The 21,322-nt window shown below is 56.6% G+C and carries 4 protein-coding genes; 2 read left to right on the forward strand and 2 right to left on the reverse strand.

Annotation, left to right across the window (positions count from 1 at the left end; translation table 11 throughout):
• Positions 1-45: 45 nt before the first annotated feature.
• Entirely contained in the window at positions 46-2,508 is a 2,463-nt protein-coding gene (locus AB1L30_RS14485; protein ID WP_367014149.1) for an SdrD B-like domain-containing protein, read from the reverse strand.
• A 589-nt stretch (positions 2,509-3,097) separates the two neighbouring features.
• Here AB1L30_RS14485 and AB1L30_RS14490 point away from each other — a divergent pair.
• Together AB1L30_RS14490 and AB1L30_RS14495 are read left to right on the forward strand one after the other, a co-directional pair.
• Positions 3,098-5,053, forward strand: coding sequence for a hypothetical protein (locus AB1L30_RS14490; RefSeq protein ID WP_367014150.1), 1,956 nt, complete (start codon positions 3,098-3,100; stop codon positions 5,051-5,053).
• A 76-nt stretch (positions 5,054-5,129) separates the two neighbouring features.
• Positions 5,130-7,853: a hypothetical protein gene (locus AB1L30_RS14495; RefSeq protein ID WP_367014151.1), complete on the forward strand. Its 2,724-nt coding sequence runs from the start codon at positions 5,130-5,132 to the stop codon at positions 7,851-7,853.
• Positions 7,854-8,018: 165 nt separating this feature from the next.
• On the opposite strand, the gene AB1L30_RS14500 is transcribed toward AB1L30_RS14495, so the two are convergent.
• Positions 8,019-20,990 (reverse strand): GEVED domain-containing protein, encoded by a 12,972-nt coding sequence (locus tag AB1L30_RS14500; RefSeq protein ID WP_367014152.1) that lies wholly within the window; start codon positions 20,988-20,990, stop codon positions 8,019-8,021.
• Positions 20,991-21,322 lie beyond the last annotated feature (332 nt).

Genomic DNA, 21,322 nt, shown 5'->3' on the forward strand with positions numbered 1-21,322 from the left:
GATGGACGCCGGCTTTTTCAATTTCGAAGGTTGGCGACTGCTCGTTTACAGGTCAGCAAACGCAGCGTCGACAGCAGCCAGGTTCGTCATAACCGTGCCGCCCGATCCGTTAATACGGATGATGATGCCGTCAGCCGTTTCAGCAATCACGGTGTAGCCGGAAGTCGATCGCGAGAAGCCTTGAACCACCAGGGCGTTCAGGTCTTCGTTGCTGGTATTGACCTCGAAGGCGATCTGAGCCGAATGATTAGCCAGGTTCAAATAGGCGTAATCCTGTCGGATCTGAACCAGGCGATCCCAGCCTTGATCGACCATGTACCATTCGAGCGTGGCAACGCCGTTGCTCTTCGAGAACGCCAAGACGATGCTGTCGTCGACGCTCGAAGCGACTGTGTCACCGTAGCCGATGTAGTTGTAGTCGCGGCCCTTGTAACCGAAGTTCAAGCCGGTTGCCTTGGCGGCGTCGCCCGATCCAATGACGATGTCGTTGATCTGGCTACCGTTGGCAGTGAAGCCGCCCGACGAGGTGATTCCCTTGCGGGTGAACGGTGGGTCGACAATCACAACACCATAGGTGCCTGCGTCGATACCAGCGAAGCTGTATTCACCGTTCGCGTTGGTGCGAACCTCAAATGGCAAGTTGGTCGTTGGGTCCAGAACCGGGTTACCAGCTCCGTCTACCAACTGAACCAGCACGCCGCCGATTCGCAGTTCAGGAATGCCAGTCGTACCGGCGTTGTCGTCAACGATACCGTTGTTATTCGGATCGAAGTAAACGACACCCGTGATCAAGCTATCGAGCAAGGTCTCGAACTCGATGAACGCTTCGTCCGTGTTACCTTCAGGATCGGTCACGCGATAGAGCACTCGCTCGAACAAGCCGGGAACGTCCGATTCGTAGGTGAATTCACCGGTGAATCCGCCGTTGCCATCGTCGACCGGGGTGAAGGTACCCTGCAGGTCGCTGGCTTCCAGCGTGTCACCATTTTCGTCGAAGAATTCGACGATCAGTTCCGAATTCGGCGTGTCAGCGTCGCTCACGTAGTTGAGTACGTTGTCCGAAATCGGACCATTTGGATCGGATGGAATCACGACCAGTGGAATGTCGGTGGCTTCCGGTGCAAACTCAATTGCTTCAATGAAGATCGCAACTTCCGCGGTGTCTTCGACAATCGGGTTGGTCGCCATTGGATCGTCGATGATCGAATAGCTGAACGACGTGGTCACATCCCCCACACCCGGCGGGACTTCATACAAAATGACCTGGCTCGAAGTGATGCCGGTCGGAGTGATTTCGTCGTTGTTGATGTCGGAACGGGTGTAGATCTGAACCGTACCTTGATCTGGCTGAGTCAACGTCGATGGATCGATGGTGAAGTAGTCGACCGAGTTGCCGGCACCATCAAGATCGTTGGCCAGCACATCGAGGACGTAGTACTTCACTCCGCTGATTTCGACAACTGGTGGCAGATCCGAGGTGTCGTCGTCACCATAGTTCTGCTCGACTTCGTAGTAGTCGAAGTTAGCACCGTTGATTGGATCGGCTTCTTCAATCACCAGGCGAACCGAACCACCGTCGAAGTTCACCACTTCCCCGGTCTGGCCACCCGTGTTGGCCCCCACCAGCAACGTGGCATTCAGGTTCTGATCGTCGCTCACCATTTGGCCATCACGCGTCGTTTGGTTGAACGCAACTTCTTCCTGGCTGACATCGTTGCCCAGTTCGTAAGGACGAACGTCGATAGTGAAGTCGATACCAGAAGCCGACGTTTCTTTCACGGCCTGGAAGGTAATGCTGGCCAACAAGATTGGGCCCGAAGTCGGAACGGCACCGGTGTCGAAGCCACCAATCCACTTCAGCACACCAGCTTCAACAAACTGGTTGTCCGTTCCCGGTACGCGAGCTCCCCACGGGGTGACGTTGCTTGGCACCGAAGCGGCGACATCGTCGAACGTTGGACCGAATTGAATATCGGTCGTCGGATCGGCGATGATGAACGAGCTAGTGTCCAGATTAGTCGTTCCACCTTCGTACATCCGAATGTCGACGAAAGCCTGCAAGATACCGGTCAGGTTGGGCGAGTTGTCGACATCGCTGACCGTCGAAAGGTCTTCGACGTAGATGTTCAGCGTGAAAGTGTCGCCAACCTTGATCGTGCCTGTGCCGCCTTCACCGGTCGTCGAAGACGTGGTTTCAATTTCAACATCATAGTTGATCTTGAAGTTTGCCGGAGCAGCTTCCCCCTCTAGCGAGAGAGCGTTGACTGTCGAGATCAAGTCTTCGTTGGTCAAGCGACCGTCGTTGTTGACGTCGAGGAACAGACTCTGCTCCCCTTCCAGAGAGGCACCCGAACCCGACTGCGAGGCGGAGCGGGCTGCCTTCATTTCGCTGACCATGATCTCGAGATCGAGGTCATTCAACATCCCGTCGCCGTTCACGTCGTTCGGGAAGTATTCGTTATGGACCACATTCCCGGCCAGCATCGAGCGCTGTTCCAAGGATTCCATGCGGCTTTGCCGTTTGGCGCGTTGGATCGAACGGGAAGTGGAGCGGTGCTGGCGGCTCTTGGATTTCTTCATGGCGACCTACGGCAACCTATCAATTTCGATTAGGCAAGTTACAAGTTATGGAATCTGGGAAAACCAGGGGGGTTCACCCGCGTCGTCCAGACTAATTAGGGCAATTGGCGTTTGCAAACTTTTTCTTCCGGTCGTCAAACCCGGAAAAACGGGGCTATCTGCCCTGATCCGCAAAATTTCCTATTTGCCTAGCCAGTTGGTCGCACCCTCTGGGGAATAAGTTCCCAGCCATCGCCGGAAATCGATCCAATTTTTTCGATTTTGAGTTCTCGCTTGGAACTAATGGTCAGGCCGTTCGTCCAAATCAGAGGTTATTCGAGGCCAGAAATGCGTGAATTATCGAAACAATCGATACGACCCGCAAAGCCTAACGCTCTCAGCTAGTTACGCAATTGCGTTCCTTTCGGGGCCAATTAGTCTGAGACCTAGTCATTCCCGGTTTATCTGGCCTGACGGACAAACTCCCTCTCATCGCGAAACTTGACGGGTTCTTCCTTTCGGACCACTGAATCAGCTCATGCACATCATGAATACCGATCGCCTTCGTTCGTTCCGCCGAAAATCTGCTGGTCGCCAGTGGAACCGCCAGGCACGTGTCGAAATGCTGGAAACCCGACAGCTACTGGCCGCTGATGCCCAGTTCGCTTCGGTTCGCCTGGTCGCGACCGACCTCAACGGCAACCAAATCAACGAAGTCGCCCAGGGCGAGACCTTCTTGATCAAGGTGCTGGTCGAAGATCGCCGCGGCGATGCAGGGGTGCCAACCCCCACTACCGACGACAACTTCAATCCACTGCCCAAAGGCTTCGCCTCGTTCTTTATGAATCTGTCGTACAACCGCGACGGGTTCGACTTCGATTCAACGTCATTTATCCAAGCTGGTCAAACGGTAACTCAGGTTTACGACGACTATCAGCCTGATGACTCGATCGACGGCTATCTCACGCACATCGGATTTGTGAACACGCGCGTCACGAGCCAGACCTTCCCGAACGAAATTGAATATATGTCGTTCCGGATGGTTGCCGAAGCGACCGGGACTTATGGTTTCACGCCGGAACTGAACACTCGCGTCGTTGCCCTGGAAGACGATCCCAACGTTGCCGAAGAAGATCGTGAACTCGAGTTCCTCAATGGCTACCCAGTAACCCGAGCGATGACAGGCAACGAAAAAACGCTCTTCTACCGTGACGATGCAGAGTGGATCAGCCTGATCGGCAAAGAGGACGACATCCTCGACACCACGGCCGAGGTCTACTTCCAGGGGCTGAACCTGACCGTGACCGCCGCCACGCCGGAAGTCGACTTCGAGGTACGCTTCGTCACGACCCCTTCGCAAACGCTGCCAACCTCGCGTGGTGAAATCGACACGCCGGTCAGCAACACCGAGATCATCGACGAGTGGTCGCATGTTTACGTCGAGCTTTATGCCCAGGCCGAAGTCGGGACTTCGATCACCGGCGGCGTCTATCAGATCGCCTACGATCCGACCGAATTCGCATACGTGGGCGTCATCGATTCTTCGGACGACGTCACCAACGTCAAATACACCAACACCATTACCACGGTCGATTCCACCAATGGTCTGATCACGGTTTCGTTCAATACGATTCGTTCCGATTTGGGCGACAACAACTTCGCCTTGCTGGGTCGCGTGCAGCTTCGTTCGTTGATTGAAATCGATATCGACGACAGCCAAGGAGTTTACCAGCCGGTGACCTCCAGCAGCATCAGCCTGGTCGATGCCAATGCGACCATCTCAACCCAGGGGGTCAAGTCGATTGTCGTTGGCGACCTGAATGATGCCAGCCAGAACTTCGAGGTCTGGCCGGTGATCTTCGACCTGGGGGATGGTGGCGACCGCAAGATCGGCGTGATCGACTTTAGTCGGTTGATCCAGCAGATGGGGCGGCCACTGAACGAATACCCAGACGCGGTCACCTTCGACTTCAATCGCGACGGCAAGGTGGGCGTGGCCGACTTGAACATTCTGGTGCAGAACTTCGGCGTAAAAGCGACCGATCCAAGTCCTCGCAATTATCCGACCTGGTACACCGACATGATGTTCGGAACCAGCTCGAGCAGCTTTGCCTTCGAGGGTGAATCGACCGGCAGCGAGCAAACCACGTCGACTTCGAGCACGATGTCCAGCAAGCAATTGAATACCTCAAGCAATTCCGACTCCGTTTCGGGAAGCGGTATTTCGTCGAGCAAGTCGAACACGTTTCTGATTCCATCCGCCTCGACTTCCAGCAGTGGAGCGTCGACGACGACTCCACCGGAAGAAGGCTCGGAAACGGTGAATCCTGATTCGACCGATCAGATCGTCTCGAACTGGAACGATCAATCGGACGTCATCCTCGCTGCCAGCAGCAGTGGTTCCGACACAACCGTTGGCGAAGAAGACGACTCGTCTTTCACAAGCGACACCGACACGATCCTCGCCCTGTGGGATGACGAAACCGATCTGTAATCGGTACTGAGGTCCACGCGAACTTCGCCCGAGGCGACTCTTCCTTTCACAATTCCGTAGCCGGCAAAAGTCCTGCATGTCTCGTTTCACCGCACATCGACGCCTGACGAGGCGTGCTGGCCGCAAGCCGACACGCGGCGGGTCGCGTCGGCCTGTGGGAATGGAACATCTGGAATCGCGGCTCGCTCTTTCGGCCGTCCCTTACAACGCTACGGCACTCGACACCGGCGAATTCATGCTGGGTGATATCACCGTGACGGTGGTCTTCTTCGAGTCGGTCGGGAGCGACAACACCGAAACCTGGACGAACCAGCACCGCACCGAGGTCAAAGGGAAGATCGAAGAAGCCCTGCAGTGGTGGGAAGACACCCTGGCTCTGCAGTCTTCGGTGCATACGCTCAACTTCGAGATCGACTACACCTACGCCGACAACCCGATCGAGGTGAATGTCGAACCGATCTCGAACCGGGCCGACGACCTGGAAGCCTGGGTCGGGCCGTTTCTCAGTGAAGTGGGTGTCTCGCGATCAGGCATCGTCGAAAACGATGTCCGCCAGTTCAACCACACCCAGCGGGTCGCCAACGATACGAACTGGGCGTTCACGATCTTTGTGATCAACTCCGACAACGACGCCGATGATTTGTTCCCGTCGAACAGTTCGGTTCGTGGAGCGTTCTCGCTTGCCGGTGGATCGTTCCTGGCGGTACCTTCAGGTCGTCCCGCGTCGACCATCGCTCACGAGATCTCGCACCAATTCTGGGCGATGGACGAATACGCCTCGACCAGTTCAACTTACGATAGCACGCGTGGCTACTACGACACGCAAAACACCAACGCCGTTACTGGCAACCCAGATGTCAACTCGCGTGAGTCGACCCTGTTGGGCAACCAGACTGAATTGGCCGCGGCGTACGCAGCCCACACCAGCAGTACCTCGTCACTGGAATCGATCGGCTGGAAAGATTCGGACGGCGACGGGCTGTTCGATGTCTTCGATGTGCCGATCGCGTTCTCTGCGGAGTCGAGCTTCAACGCCGAGACTTCTCAGCTACGGATTACCGGTCTGGGCGAGATTGGCGTGCTGCCGAATCAGAACTCCTGGGGCCAGCAAACTTCCGTCACCATCAATCGCCTCGACCGGGTCGAGATCCGCGTCGATGGTGGCGAGTGGCAGACCGCTCAAGTCATCGATGACTACACGGTGACTCTCGATCTCACGTTGACCATGCCCGATAGCGGCATGCATGTCGTCGAGGTGCGACTGGTCGATGCGACCGGTCTGATCACCTCCGACATCTTCACCGCTTCGACGGCCCACATCGACAGCTCGATCGTCGATGGTTTCAGCGGTTATCTTTCATACGATGCGAACGGCAACGGTGTCCACGACCAAGGAGAGCAGGGTCTGGCCGGCTGGACCGTGGAACTGGTCAACAACCAAGGCCAGGCCGTCGCAACGCAGGTTTATGTCGAACCTGACAACTATTACAACACGGAGACGCTTAGCAATCCGATCAACGGCGTCACGCTGCGAGTCCTGGGGGACGATCTGCCGGAAGGCTATGACCTGGCAGCGACGATCACCAGTTCGCTGGCATCGACCGGAACGCTTGGCTTCGGCAACTACAACAACGGTAGCTGGAGCAACCTCTGGTCATACGAACGTCAACTCGAGATTACCTTCGATTCGCCTGTAAGCCGCGTCGCCATTGATGCGATCGCGAGTGCCAACGGCGATATCGGCTATCTTGAACTGTACGACGCGAACGATAACCTTCTGGCTCGCTACAGCACCTCGGCCATGTCGGCCGGGGAAGTCGAGACGATGGTGGTCGAAATCGAAACGGCCAATGCCGCCTACGCGATCGCTCGCGGGGCACTTTCGCCGACGACCAACGATCGCTCGCGAACCGCCAAATACATTGGGCTCGATAATCTGGTTGTCGGCCGGCCCAACACGACCAAAACGGATGCTTTCGGCGCGTTTTCGCTGCCGGTCGATGTCGATGGCAACTATCGCCTGATGGTGACACCTGCCGGCGGAGAGGAATCGTTTTACGCAATTCCTGCAGAGATGAATGTCGTGCTAGGGGGTGCCTCGGCGACCAGTCGACTCGCCTTCTCCACGACGATTGCGTCGACTTCCTGGCACAATCCGATCGCCCAAGGCGACATCAACGGTGATGGGGAGGTCGACTTGAACGACCTCGATCTGTTGCTGGACGAATTCCGAACCCCATCGACCGGAACGATCGTTTCGCGTTCGGTTCGTGAACTGACCGATGCCCATCAGTCGAGCGATTTGTACCTCGATATCGTGGCCGATGGCTACCTCGACAACCGCGATCTGATCCGCCTGCTGAACATACTCTCGTCGCAGCAGTCGTCGGATGCCAGCTTCGATGGCGAATCGACGCAGATCCATATCTCGGCTAGGTCTTCTTCCCAGTCGAACAGTTCGACCGGTGGTGGGAACATAGTCGTCGAATCGGAACCGGGCATCACGTTTGATTCCGAGATCGCAAGCGATTTCGCTGCTTCGTCGTCGACGATGATTGTCTTGAACCCGCAGCTCAGCTCTTCCGCTTCGACTTCGATCGGGGCAGGGGAGGGGCAACTGATCGAAGCCGCCCAGCCAACTGGCGGCATCATCCCTCAGACCACGCTCTCGCTCGACCAGCTTCTGGCCTACTCGGAAGACGCCGCTAGTGATGCAGAAGCATCCTTCGACGACGATGCCGTCGACACGCTGCTCGCCGATCTGGACGTTGCCTGGGCCCTGGAAGACGACTTCAACTAGTCGCTTCCATTCTGAACCGCGCCAGGCAAAGTTCTGCGGAAGTGCTTCTTTCCCTCAAGCCCGCGTTGCCTTTCGTTATTACGATCAACCCATCCGCGCATGAAAAAGCCCGGCGGGTCATTACCTGCCGGGCTTTCTGGATTCTAACGTTTGTCCCGCGGCGAACTAGCTGCTGGATGGATCGCTGATCAGGGCGAGCAGGTCTTCCAGCTCGTCCGCATCTTCCGATTCACCTTCCGCTTCGTCGTCGAACAGCTTACCGTCCCAAGTCGTGCTCAGGTCGTCGGCCAGGTCACCCATCAGGGCGTCGAACTGATCGTCGTCCGAAAGGCCGTCCAGGGCGATCGCTCGGTCAACCAGCGTCCCGTCGACATTCGATCCGGTGCTGGAGCCAACCGTCGTCAGGCCCATCAGGCTGGTCGCCGGCTTCATCTGCAGTTCCGAGTAGGAAGATGCGAAGACGTCGATCGACGAGCTGACCATCGAATCGGTCTGCAGGCTTTCGCTTACCGAAGACTGACTCGACGAAGTCACTGGGCTGGTAACAACCGGCGAGGTGACCGTTGGCGACTGAGTCGTTTCCGACGAGTCGGCTACCGGTTCCGATTCCGAAATACCGCCGAGGTAAGCTTCGCCCATCGCGATCTGACCGATCGCTTCTGGCGATGGCGTGAATGGTGCCCGCAGGTAAGCCAACAACGCCTGAACGTCTTCGTCGGTTACCTTGCGGTCGTTGTTCACGTCGAAGTAGGCTACGACATCTGCGTCGGCGACGTTCTCTGGTCGGTAATCTACGCCGCTTGTCGACTGAGTGTCACTGCGGAACTCGCCAGTTCCTGGCAAGGTGTAAATTCGATTTCGCAGTTCTGAAATCAGAATCGACAGGTCCAGGCCGGTGACAATGTTGTCACCCTTCGAGATCGCATACGAATTGTTGGAGTTGTGCCATGGGTTCGGACCGGCATCGGCGATCGTCACCAGGTAATCTTCCACTTCCCCGTCTTCCGCCAGGCCGGTGGCCGACAGACCGATCGTCGAACTGTAGCGGAAGCGAGCCATCGTTTCACCTGCAACCGCTCCGTTAAGCATTTGCGAGGTGATCGGAATCAGCTGCCCCAGACCATCCATCGTCGAAGCAGGGTCGATCGCTTCGATCGTCAACGCTTCGCTCACAACCAGGTGTTCCGATTCCTGGAACACACCGTCTTGGTTCAAGTCGATCCAAACATCCAGGAAACCGTATTCAGTGCTGCCTGCTGGGACGGTTGCCGTGACGAAGATGTCGTTGTTCACACCACTTCGCAGGACGAAGTCGAGGAACTGACCAGAATTTGCCGGGTCTTCACTGCGGATGTAGATACCGTCGTCGCTGTCGCCATCGCCCGAGGCATCCGCAGTCGGCTGACCGTTGAGTTCGGCGTCGATGCTTTGACCAAGGTAGAAGTCGGTTCGCAGTTGGTGACGTGCACCATCCGATTCGGCGGTTGTACCGTACGAATCTGGGGCATCACCGTAGTCGACCAGACCACCCACCTGAATCAGGAAGCGAGTTTCTGGAATGAGGACCTGGTTACCATTGCCATCGTCACCCAGGTACTGGTTGTTGTACTCGATCGAGTTACCAGCCAGGTCGCGGATGACATCTGGCGAATCCGGATCGCTGACCAGGGTGATCTTGTAGAGCACACCTTGCTCAAACACACCCGAGATCGGAACCAGACGAATGATGTTGTTCGTCGCGTCGTAGTCAAACGTGTAGTCGACGCCGATCACCAGTTGCGTGGTCACGCCGCCAGCGATTCGTTCCAGGATGACCGAGTTCGCGGTCACCGTGTTGTCGTCGATACCGGCACCTTCGATCTGATCGGTGATCTCACCTTGATCCAGCAACTGGATCGAGATGTTGGTCAGCGGACCATCGATCCACTGGACCTGGTTTGGATTTTCATCCAGATCGCGGCCATCCGAGTCATCGTCCTGAGGATTGGTCAGGTAAGCAGTCGGGCCGGTGAAGTCCGATCGGTCGAAGGCACCGATGTCGACCAATGGCGAGAGACCGCTACCATCCGAGACGGGGCTCTGATAGTCGTCCGAACGCAGCTGCCCAGTGATGTCGCGGGCAGGTGCCTGGAGTGAGCTTCCCTTGATACCCAAAGCATTGAGCACTCGGCGAACTTCGTCACGTTCCGGCAGCGAGGTACGAGCAGCATTGATCGCACGCGAGCCTTCCGCCAGGTAGAAGTTGCGATTCGCTGCATCGATGAACAGCGTTTCACCTGATGCCAGCAAGATCGAACCGCTCTGGACTGAGACGCCAGTCGTTGGCGTGGTGTTGTCCTGGAACAGGTTGTTGACCAGAACGGTGCTGGCGGACGAAGTCGCACCAACCACCTGAACACCGGTGCCGAAGTTGGCGATGATGTTGTTCATCAGGGTTGGACCAGCACCTTCTTCGACGCGGACACCAACATCGGTGCTGCCCGTTCCGTAGAAGGTGTTATTGATGATGCGACCGAATGGAACCGCACCGTCAGGTCCGTTGCCCGTGTTGCTGTCGCCGCTGTAAAGCAGAGCACCGACGGCACTATCGTAAATCACGTTATTGGTGACCGTCACCCCCGTGGCGTATCGCTGTTCGTTCAACGCACTTGGGATGTTGATCGGCGCACCCTGGTGAGGTCGGTTGCCGTTGGACAGCGTGTCGGCGATCGTCACTCGCGAACCAGCATCAATCAAGATACCGTAGTTCGACGAATTCGAGATCTTATTGGAGCTGATGATGATCTGCCCCTGATCTCGCATGCGGTTCCGATCTCCAACCAGCTCGAAGTCGTTGCCACCAAGCTGATCGTAGTCGATGAAGATGAAATCACCCCGCAGAGCCGAACGTTCCGCATCCGCGCCACCCGTGTAGCGGCGGAACGTCTGAACGTCGTAAAGGGTCACGTTTGGCCCCGGCTCGGTTAAGTTCACTTGAAGGACGTAATCCCCGTTGTAGGTTTCGACCTGGCGAGCCGGGTCGGTTGAACCGTACTTGTTTGGGTTGTAGTTCAGCGGAGTATCTGCTCCACCTGCGGCTGGCACCTTGTCTCCAGCAATCGCGACGTAGTAGACCCCATCGGCAGTGGCGGTGAATGAGAATTCACCAGGGCTGCCACCGGCGACTAAGGTCAATGCATTGCCAACCACACCGGTTGGAATACCAAACTCGTTGCTACCTTCCATGAACAGCTTTAAAGTGGCACCCAACCCGTTTACCGACCCGAGGGCGGTCGACAGATTGAAGGAAACTACCTGACCAGCTTTCATCACGAAGCGGTACATGTCGACATCGGCTACGTTCGCCACGATGTCGCGTGGGTCATTGTCGCCCAACTCGCCCTGAATCGTACGAACCATCACACTGCCGTTGGTCGAGTTCTCGATCACGGCACCGTTCAGGTCCAGGTCGAACGCAGTACGGACCGTATCGTCCGAATCGAGCGAATCTTCCAGGATCACCACGTCTGACACGCTCTTGGCAGCCAGATCGACTCGGTTGCTTCCCTCGGCATTGGTTCGCGAGTTGAGCTGAGCGTAGATGCCCAAGCCACCAATCGAAGTGCTGAGCAAGCCTCGAGCGATTTGCCCTTCGTGGTCGTTGATGGCATCGATCAGTCTCTCGGCAATTTCGGCGGCCGAATCCGTTGCCGAGTAACCAATGCTGTAGTAGCCAGCAGCCTTGTCGTATTCGATCAGGCCATCTTCTGGATCGGTCGACAGACCACTGTCACGCTTGAACTGCTCGATGCTTGAGGCCAGATCATAGAACCTGAAGGTAACGAAGTCGGTACCATCACCAATTCGGATCTGGTCGCCCGTCTGCAGGTTGGCACCCGCCACCGCCAGAATCGAGTAGCCTTGGACCAAACGATCGTTGGTATCGAAGCTGAAACCGCTATCGAACCGCAACTGGCGACCGCTGGAAGCACCCGTTGGGGTTCCGTAGTCGACACCACGGCGGATTTCCAACTGGTAGGTACCGGTCAGGTTCTGGTTGTTCGGCAAGCCGAGTGGCAACGATGGATTACGGATGAATCCGGTCGTACCCGAGTTCGATCCGGTCACCATTTCACCCCGTTCGGCGAAACCGACAATGATGTCGTCGATGAACGCCCCGGTGAAGCCGGCGTTGTCCAGACCAGGTGCGGTACCGAATGGCGTTGCCGTATTCGTCGTAACAATACTGTTAACACCGAAGGCGTCCCCAGTTCGGTGATAGCCGATCTGGGTATTGCCGACATTTGCCGTGTAACCCGACATGTAGACGATGTTTTCGAATCGCTCGAAGACCATATAGTCTTGTTCCGAAGCCTCGAACGCCATCATCACGTTCAGAGCCGTCTGAATCTTCTCGGCAACTTCTTCTGCCGTGTCGGACGAACTGATTCGGATAATGTTGGCGTAAGCCGGATCGTCGTAATCGGCCGGATCGATCGAGAAGTCGAAATTACCGGTGACGTGCATGCCCAGTGGCAGATCGTTCTGAACAATGTTCTGAACACCCTGAATGTTGAACGAGTTGAGGTCCTCGCCTGCAATGATTACGCCAGGGATGTTTTCCTGATTGATCGCGAAGGCAGTTGCGGCAGCAATTTCAGCAGCCGAATCACCTTGCGAGACACGGATCGCTCGAACGTTAGATGGCGGTGAAGTCGGATCGCTGTCGAGCATGTAGATGAACTGGTGTTCAATACCATTGGTATCAAACAGCGAGAAGCTGCTGGTCAGTGCATCGGTCTTCGACACCAGGTGATCGAAGAAGCGGGCACCACTGTCGAACGACAGCGACTGCCCCTTCTCGAAGACGAAGTTCACCGTGCCACCATCACCGAGGTAATCGGTAACCGAGAAGGTGCTTCCATCTTCAATATCGGCCCCTGTTACGGCACGCAGTTCCGCCACGCGAACCTGCTGACCGAGGTAAGGGTTGGCAGAGTCGAGTCCGGACAGGGCGACACCTTGGAAGTCGATCCCTTGCCCCGTGGTGAAGTCGAACCGCAGGCGGATGTTGTCTTCACCCGCGAACTGATCCAGAGCGACACGGGCCTGACGCCATTCGTCGACACTGAAGGTATTGGCACCCAGGCGTACCCAATTGCCATTGTCGGCCGAAGCGTAGACCTGGAGCGAGTCGCCTTGCCCACCGTCAAGCAAGTAGTTGAAGTACAACGTTGGAGCATCGGCTGCCGAGTAGCCTTCCAGGCTGAAGGTATCGGTGATCACCGAACCGTGAGCACCGCCTGGGAAGTCGTAGGTATATTGGCTGGCGTTACCGTTGGCCGTGTTGCCCGACTGATAGGTTCGGTCGAGATTACCGAAGTAAATCGTGGTGTTGCCGTCATCGATGGTCGCATCACGCGAGACGTCGACAGGAACGCTGACACCGTGACCTTGCGAGGTGTCTTCCAGCGTGCTCTGGATGTTCCAGAGGTTCTCCGTCAGCGTACCGAACTCGATACCGGTGATACCGCTGACACCCGTGCTGATCATCGAACGCCCACCCTGGAACAGGTGCTGAGCTTCGCCAGCGCCATCGACCGCGTAGATATCGCCGTTCGATGCAATCATGAACAACACACCGTTGAGGCCTTCGACCCCGTCGTCGCCAGGACGATCTGGACCGGCAGAGAGCCCTTCAAACTGGATCGGGTTACCGGTGACTGGATCGGTGTAATTGCCAATAAATGTCAGATTAATGTCGTCGTCCACATCGGTCGTGATGACACCGTTGTTCGACAGACGGTAGAGATCACCCTGGTCGGTCACTGCATACAGTTCATTGCCGCTCCAGGCGATCCCAGTGACAAAGCCACCGTTATGATCATTCGTGTCAACACGGCCCTGAATCGCAGCACCGCTGGCATTGGTTTGACCCACGTTGTTCAGCGAAGCATTGATCTGATCCTGCGGCAGCGTCGACGAGATCTCACCGATATCGTCTCCAAAGCCATCCATCAAAAACAGGACGTTGGCATTGGTACTGGCCGCGGTGTTGGCACCGTTGCGGTTACCGATGGCGTACAAGGCGGTCCCTTCCGGATTGCCTGAACCCGAGCGGCGGAAGGTCGTACCGTTGTAATGGAAACCGACATTGGCAACCGCGGCATTGCCGTTGTTGTCGAAGTAGGTGATCAGGGCGTCGTCGTTAATGACCGCCGTCGCTGCATTACCGGTGTTGATCGAAAGCAGGTTACCGTTCGAGCCATCGCTGACTGGCGAAATTTCGTCAATGTTGTACGCGTACAGCGTTCCATCCGGAGCCATCGCCAGGTCGTAGACGGCACTGCCGAAACTACCGATCAGCGTTTCCAAAGCCCCAGTGAATGGATCGACCTGCCACAACTTCGAGGTCTGCACCCCTTCGTCGGTGACCAGGAACATGCTGAGGTCAGCGAGCGTGTAACCCTTGACGTTCTCGGCAGCGACGATCGAGTCGTCCCGCGGAGGTGTCGGAGTCGAGTTGGTGGTCGAGTTCGGGTTGTATGGGGTCGAGATGTGATCTTCGACGATACGAATCACCGAGTTGACTGGCTCGAAGCGAACGTTGGCGTTCGACGAACCGGAGGTGAAATACTGATCCATCTGGGCTGGCAACTGACCGTTCGAGCTGACCGCCACATAGTAGACAACCGGATTGTCCGGGGTACCGGCTGGCAGCATGATCGAGCCGATATAAGGATCGTTCACACCTTCCGAACCTCGGGCCGGATCGTAGGTGTCCGAGTCGGCCTGATTTTCGGGGTTCACCAGGTCGTCGTTCACCGAGCTGCGATCGCCGAAGTAAACCAGCGTGCCATCCGCGGTATAGACCGAGATCACGGTGTTCGGACCGCCAGCACCGGCAGCGAAGTCGAGGTCGATCACCAGCGAGGCATACTGGTTGGTGTTCGACTGACCGGCGATGGCCTGGATACCGTCGAAGTCGAGCGAGAACTGGTACCAGTCGACGTCGGTACCTTCTTCGTCGTCGATTTCACCGGCGACGCTGATCGCACCGCGATCCGAGTTCAACACGTTGCCCAGGTTCTGAGCGCTGCCCTTGGTGTCGTTGTTTTCGACGTCGGCCGATTCACCCAAGACTGGCGAGTGACCTGGCTGACCGTAGATCGAGATACCGTTTTCGGCATAACGAATGTCCGCGAACTGGATCGTCGAACCGGCAAGTTCATCGACTTCGCTCAGGCGGATGTTCAACTGGTAAACACCGCTGGTCAAACCGGCACCCGTGTCGTCGGTCGCACTGCGAACGCGAATCAGGTATTCACTCAACTGACCGGCAGCCCCCGACAGGACGACTCGCATGCCAGCATCGCGTGGGTTGGTCGACCAGTGGTCGGTGTTGTAATCACCCGACTTCTGCAGCGGGTTAGTGACTGCCAGAGCAGCACCTTGACCGTAGAAGGTATTGTCGATCGAGTTGTCGGAAGCGGCGATCACATTGCCGTTGTTGTCGATCAGTTCCAACACCACGTCGAAGTCGTAGCTGGTGCGATCGATGTCGAACCAAACTTCGGTGCCTGGCTGGGCTTCAAAGCGATAAACGTCGATGTCCGATGGGTTGCTGATGTAACCGTTGACCTCGAAGCCGAGACGCTGGTTATCGTCGCCGCCGTATTCATCCGTCGCCAGAATACCAAGGTTCTGCGAGGTTTGCGGGGTACCGTTGATACCGGGGCCCGACAGGCCGCTATTTTCGGTTTCGACAACCACCTGCACGTTGCGGTCGTTGGCGAACTCTTCGATCGTCAGACCTTGCCATGCCCCTGGGACTGGATTGGTCGTCGATCCGTCGTTGCTGGTGTCGTTCTGCGGACGACCATCCTGAGTGAACCCAGCACCAACCGTATCGTCGTACAGGCTGGTGAAAATCACTGGGTAGCCGGCCTGACCGATGACGTGCAGCATACCGCCGATACGATCGTCGATTGCCATTTCATGACCGGTGGCCACGAATCCAGCCGACGAGCCCAACAGTTTGACCACCAGGCTCTGCGTGGAAGAGCTTTCCAGGCGGATGCCGCCGTAGGTGTGGAAGTTGTCGGAGTAGATCGTGTCGTAAACGACGTGAACGATATCGGTATCGTCCCAGACGCTTTGCGTGGTCAGCACACCACCACGGACAACCATCCCGTTCAGGTTGTTGTCGGTCAGCAGGTTGTTGCGGATCAAAGCACCCTGGTTATCGCCCAGACCTGCCTGCAGATTGGCACTGCCGGTCGAACGGCCCCAGTCGTCGATCAGCTTGTAATCGAGCGAACTGGTATCGACGCTTAACACACTGGCTTCGTTGTAGCGGAAGTTGTTGCCAACAATGACTGGCTGAGCACCGCGTACGAAGACCACGGCGTCATCGTTCGACATGTGACCGGCACGGGTCGCACCACCGGTGTTGCTACCCTGACCGTCGTCGTTGTACTCGAATGTGCTGTTGGTAATACGAACGTGGGCCTGGTGAATTTCAACCGCGTTGAAGTTGGCCAAACCACCAGCAACCGTCGAGTCACCACCACCGTAGGCGATGATGACATTGTCGAGGCTACCTGACGACACGTGAGCGAAGTAGATACCGCTCCAGTCGCCTGGGGTTGGAACACTCAGGTCACCGTTGTTGTTCGTGTCGAACGTGCCACCGAACCCGAATCGGTCGTCCAGCAGCGAAGTGAAGACCACCGGTCGGCCAGGGGCACCTTCGGCGATCAGGTTGGCACCCATTCCGACTTCAATACGAGCGTTGAACAGTTTGACCACCACGTTCGGGTCGACCACCAGGCTGGCGTCAAAGCGAGCATGGTAAAGCTGTTCGATTGCGATGCCACCATCTGGGTTGACGGTGAACATGTTGTAAGTACCCGAGATTTCAACCACGTTGCCAGTCGCGGTGGCAGCGATGTCGAGGATCGGGCCTGGCGAACCGGAAAAGAGTTCGGCTCGACGGAAGTAGTTGATCAAGCGGGCGACTTCACCGGCGATGTCGGCTTCGGTATGGAAGACGCTCAGCGGGATTTCGTAGGTCGCGCCCGTTGGGTTGTTCGTGAAGACGATATTCAACGTACGGATCTGGTTCGTCGAAGAAACCGCGTTCACAACAATCCGGTCACCGACCTGAATACCCTGCAGCTGATCGATCTTGATGACCTCTTGATCGCTCGAGGTCATGCCGCCTGGGGTCGAGGTGATGTAAAGCGTGTCCTGGATGACGTAGACGATGTCGGTATCGTCGAAGCGGCCAGCCACGGTCAACGTGTCCACTGGCTGCCCAGGCGTGGTACTGATACGAACCTGGATACCGTTGGTCGAGTTGTCGACGATTCGGTTACCGAAGATATCGGGACCGACACGGGTCACGTCTGGCGTGAACTGCGCGACGACGCCGTCGTAAACGGTGTAGCGGCTTTCTTCAAAGCTGTTCGGGTCTGCCGACAAGGCCGAGTTCGAGTTCAGGTGAATCACGTTGTAATTCACCGTCGGACGAGCTTCTTCCATGTAGATTGGCGACAGGTTGACCGAGGCACCGTTCACACGCACCACACCACCGGCGTAGCGAATGTCGGCACCAATGATCGAGTCGAGGAAGATACCGGCGTCTTCGTAGCTGCCGCGACCTTGTTGCTTGTCGATCTGCTGGTTGAACAGAATACCGCCCCAGTTACCAGCACCGGCGTTGGCCTGGGTGTTGCTGGCGTGACCAACCTGGTCGGTCGATCCAGTCGAACCGTTGAGGTAGGTGGTTTCACGGTACGAAGTCATCGTGACGCGAAGATTCTTACGGTCGGTATCTTCGATCACGTTACCATTGGCATCAGTGTACGCATCGAAACGTTCTGGAATCCCGAGAACCTGCAGCGACGAGAAGCTGTTGTCGCTGGTCACCGTGGTGCTACCGACCTGAATGCTGGCGTTCGAGAACTTCAGGATCGCCCCCGCATCGATCATCATCGTCACGCCCTGCGGCAGGATGATGTCGCGGCCATCTTTCAGGGCCTGCGTGGTGTTGAACGGGTTCTGACCGATCAGATAGGCAACATTGTCCGCCAGAATGTTCTGGTCGTCATCTGGCTGAATACCGACAACGCGGATTACGTCGCCCCGACCCGAAGCGGTCGCAGCAGCAATCGCCGCGGCGATCGTCTTGAATGGCTGCGTCAGCGAGCCCGTTTCACCGACACCGTTGTACGAAGCATCCACGATGAACGTACGAGGTGTCGCGTCATCCAGGTTGGCGTCTTGAGTTGGTTCAGCACGGAACCAGAAGTTGAAAGCCCCGCCGGCGACACCATCGAGGTCGCCGTCCAGTGCGGCACCTGCCGAGGTACCACCAGTGATCAGCAGAGCCTTGTTCTGGATAATGCCCGAGGACAGCGAGATGGGCGACGTCGCGCCTAGGTTGCCCAGTTCGATACGGTTGCCATTGGCACTGGCATAAACGGTGAAGTCAGCCGAGTTAATTGCACTGACCAGGGCGGCAACCACTTCACTTTGCAAGGCGTTGGCCAGGAACTGGACCGCAACGTTGTTCGGGTTATTGAGACTAGCCGGATCGCCTTCCGTCGCGACGATGTCGATCTCGAAGGTGATCGTCTTGGTGCCATCCTTCAGCGTGATGGTATCGCCATCCTGGAAGCCAGCACCACCGGTGCGGACGACCATGGTGCTCAGTTCCGAGACCGAAGCACCCGTGTCTCGCAGGGCATCGTTGGCGGTTGGCGTGAAGCGAATCTGAAGGTTGTAAGCACCTTCGCTGGTACCACCGAAACCAGAGTCTTCGATGTTCGGATCGTAGACGTTATTACCGCTGGCCGAAACGCCAATGAAGTAGACGCCAGGTTCCAGGGTCATCTGCAGGAACGAGTCTTCGCTGAAGTAGTCGTCGTTGCGACCGACCACCGAGTAGCTGCCGTTACCGTTCAAACGGTATAAAGTCAGAGCGGCATCCAACTGGCTGGCGTCGGCCAGACGTTCGGCGACGATTTCCGCCGACAGCGTGCCCGTTTCACTGATCTCGAAACGATACATGTCGATATCGATGACGTCTGGACGATAGAGGTGCTGCAGGTGGTTGATATCGAAGTCACCAGGCAGCAACGTTTCGACACTGTTGACGTAGCTGTAGTTGCCATCTGCCTCGTCGTCGGCACCCATCAGGGTTCCTGGTGGCAGATCGTAGGTGTGATCTAGTCCCAGCAAGTGACCAATTTCGTGGAAGGCGGTCCTCTGCCATGCAGCGCCCAATTCGTCGTCACCAACCCCGTTGTGGTCTGCCAGTTCCATAATCGCCAGGCGACGCTCATCCGGCAGGTTCGATTGACCGGCCAAACCGGCAACACCACCCTCACCCGTGATGATGTTCGGGGAAATCGCACGCAGGTCGCCGGTGACGATACCGTAGTCCGCTTCGATGCTGTTCGGGACTTCGACGAAGGTCACGCCAGCGTAGAAGCCGTAGATCTCGAAGATCTCGCGCGCACGCTGCTTCTGAGCTTCGGTGATCTGGTTGTACAGCGCGGTCTGGCTGGTGCTACCGGGATCGTAGCCGTAAATGTCTGGGAAGTTGTAGGTGATGACTTCAACGCCATAGCCATTGGTATCTTGAGCACCATCTTCCAAGTGCTCTTCACCACTAACTTCGATGTCGCGATGACCTGGTTCGTCGTTACCGCCTGGCAGTGTAAGGTCGTACGAAGTGTTGTTGCGAATTTCGCTGGAGATGATGATCGACTGCGATCGATCGACGATGATACCAGTCGACTTGGTACCGACCGTCATCGTGACGCGGTTTTCGACGGTGCCACGCAGCTTGGTGCGGGCTTCGCTATAACCGGAGACTTCGCTTGCGGTGGCGTTCAGTCCCGAGTTATTGATCGCAGCGCGGATCGCAGCGGCCAGATCGACCGATGTCGGACCGATCAGGCTCATGTTGATAATCGTGTTGCCGCTGGTTCCGGTGCCATCGATCGAAAGCTCGAAGGTAACCGAGTTCGTGCCATCGTTGATGGTGAACGTGGTGCCGTGCAGTGCGGCACTTGGCACCTGCGTTACAAGGAACTCGTGGTTGCCGTTAAGCAGGTTGGCATTGGTATATTCTTCGATCCCTTCAGGACCCTGCAGCGTGCCGCTCGAGTTCGACAAGTCGTAGGCAGAATCGAAGCTAGTGCCTGGGTTCGCTGCCCCTGGGATGGTCAGATCAAGAACCTGGGCGTCCTTCGAGATGATACCGCGAACGCCAATCTGCAGACGGAACACCGTGGCGAAACCGGCATCGGCGTAAGCAGGATCGACCAGCTTGTCGATGTCGTTGGCGAAAGTCAGAATGGCCCTGTCCAATTCGGCATCGTATTCCACCGAAGTTGGATAGAAGGCGAGCTCGCCTTGGGCATTGCCCAGGTCAGCATTGGTCGAGTTTGCGTCGACTGGCTGCTGGAAGGTCAGCTGGTAGTAATCTGGGTTTACGGCCAGCTGGGGATCAAGATCGTCGTTGTTGAAGTAGACGTAGACCTTGTCGGTCTGCATCACTAGCTCGCCAGTGACATCGTCACGTTCGATTGGCTGTGGAACGACCGACATCACCTGAGGTGCCAGGTTCAGCTCGAAATTACGGGTGAACGGAGCAGCCGTTTCGCCTGCCAGGTTCTTCAACGCGTCGGTAATTTCGATACGGTACAAGTCGTCTGGCAGTGCTTCCCCAAATCGCACCACGACCTGATTCGGCTGATCGCCAAAGCCGATGAAGCCTTCAAAGTTCGAGCCGGCACCGGTGATGATCACATCGTCCGCCGTTCCCAACTGACCATCCTGGCCAGCACGCGTGATGCGGATCCCATCGGCCAAAGTCGACTCGTCCAGGAAATCGGTCGCGATCACTGGATCGGCGAAGTTGAACGTCAGCGAGCGTGGGGAGATGCCACGAATGTCCCCTTCTTGCAGCAGTTCGCCACTGTTGGGCTGGATGCCCACTAGCTGCGGAGTCGTGAGCAATTGACGCGTTTCCAACGCCTCATGTTGCATGACTCGCTTCTTGGTTTGCCGAAGCATTCGGTTCTTTTTATTGAGATCGCGGCGCTGAGCTCGGGTTAGCTTACTCGCATGACGAACGGTCATTTGGCAAACCTTTTTATCTTCAGTTAAAGCTGAACTTGTATGTTGAGTTGTTACAGCGACTTCGTGTCGCAATTCGGGAGGGAAGCCCCGGAATCAAAAATCAGGGAAGGCAAACGCATCGTGGCGAAATACCCGACATTTAGGATGATCCATGTCGGATTATAATTACCCAAATTAACACAGCAACTTCTATCGGGGGGATCCACTCCATTTCCCCCAGACATTAAAGGCGGCGGGTTCCTTAGACTCCTGACCAGGCTCGGTTCATGAGTTGCCCTCAGGATTTCTACTTAACTAGCTGACCTTGAATGACTTAGAAGGTTGCCCTGAAG

The sequence above is a fragment of the Bremerella sp. JC817 genome, from assembly GCF_040718835.1.
Classification (GTDB): Bacteria; Planctomycetota; Planctomycetia; order Pirellulales; family Pirellulaceae; genus Bremerella.

Bases quoted from the DNA above. Each gene is read 5' to 3' on its own strand.
- AB1L30_RS14490 (WP_367014150.1), top strand. From the start codon at position 3,098: ATGCACATCATGAATACCGATCGCCTTCGTTCGTTCCGCCGAAAATCT.
- AB1L30_RS14500 (WP_367014152.1), bottom strand. From the start codon at position 20,990: ATGACCGTTCGTCATGCGAGTAAGCTAACCCGAGCTCAGCGCCGCGAT.
- AB1L30_RS14495 (WP_367014151.1), top strand. From the start codon at position 5,130: ATGTCTCGTTTCACCGCACATCGACGCCTGACGAGGCGTGCTGGCCGC.
- AB1L30_RS14485 (WP_367014149.1), bottom strand. From the start codon at position 2,508: ATGGAATCCTTGGAACAGCGCTCGATGCTGGCCGGGAATGTGGTCCAT.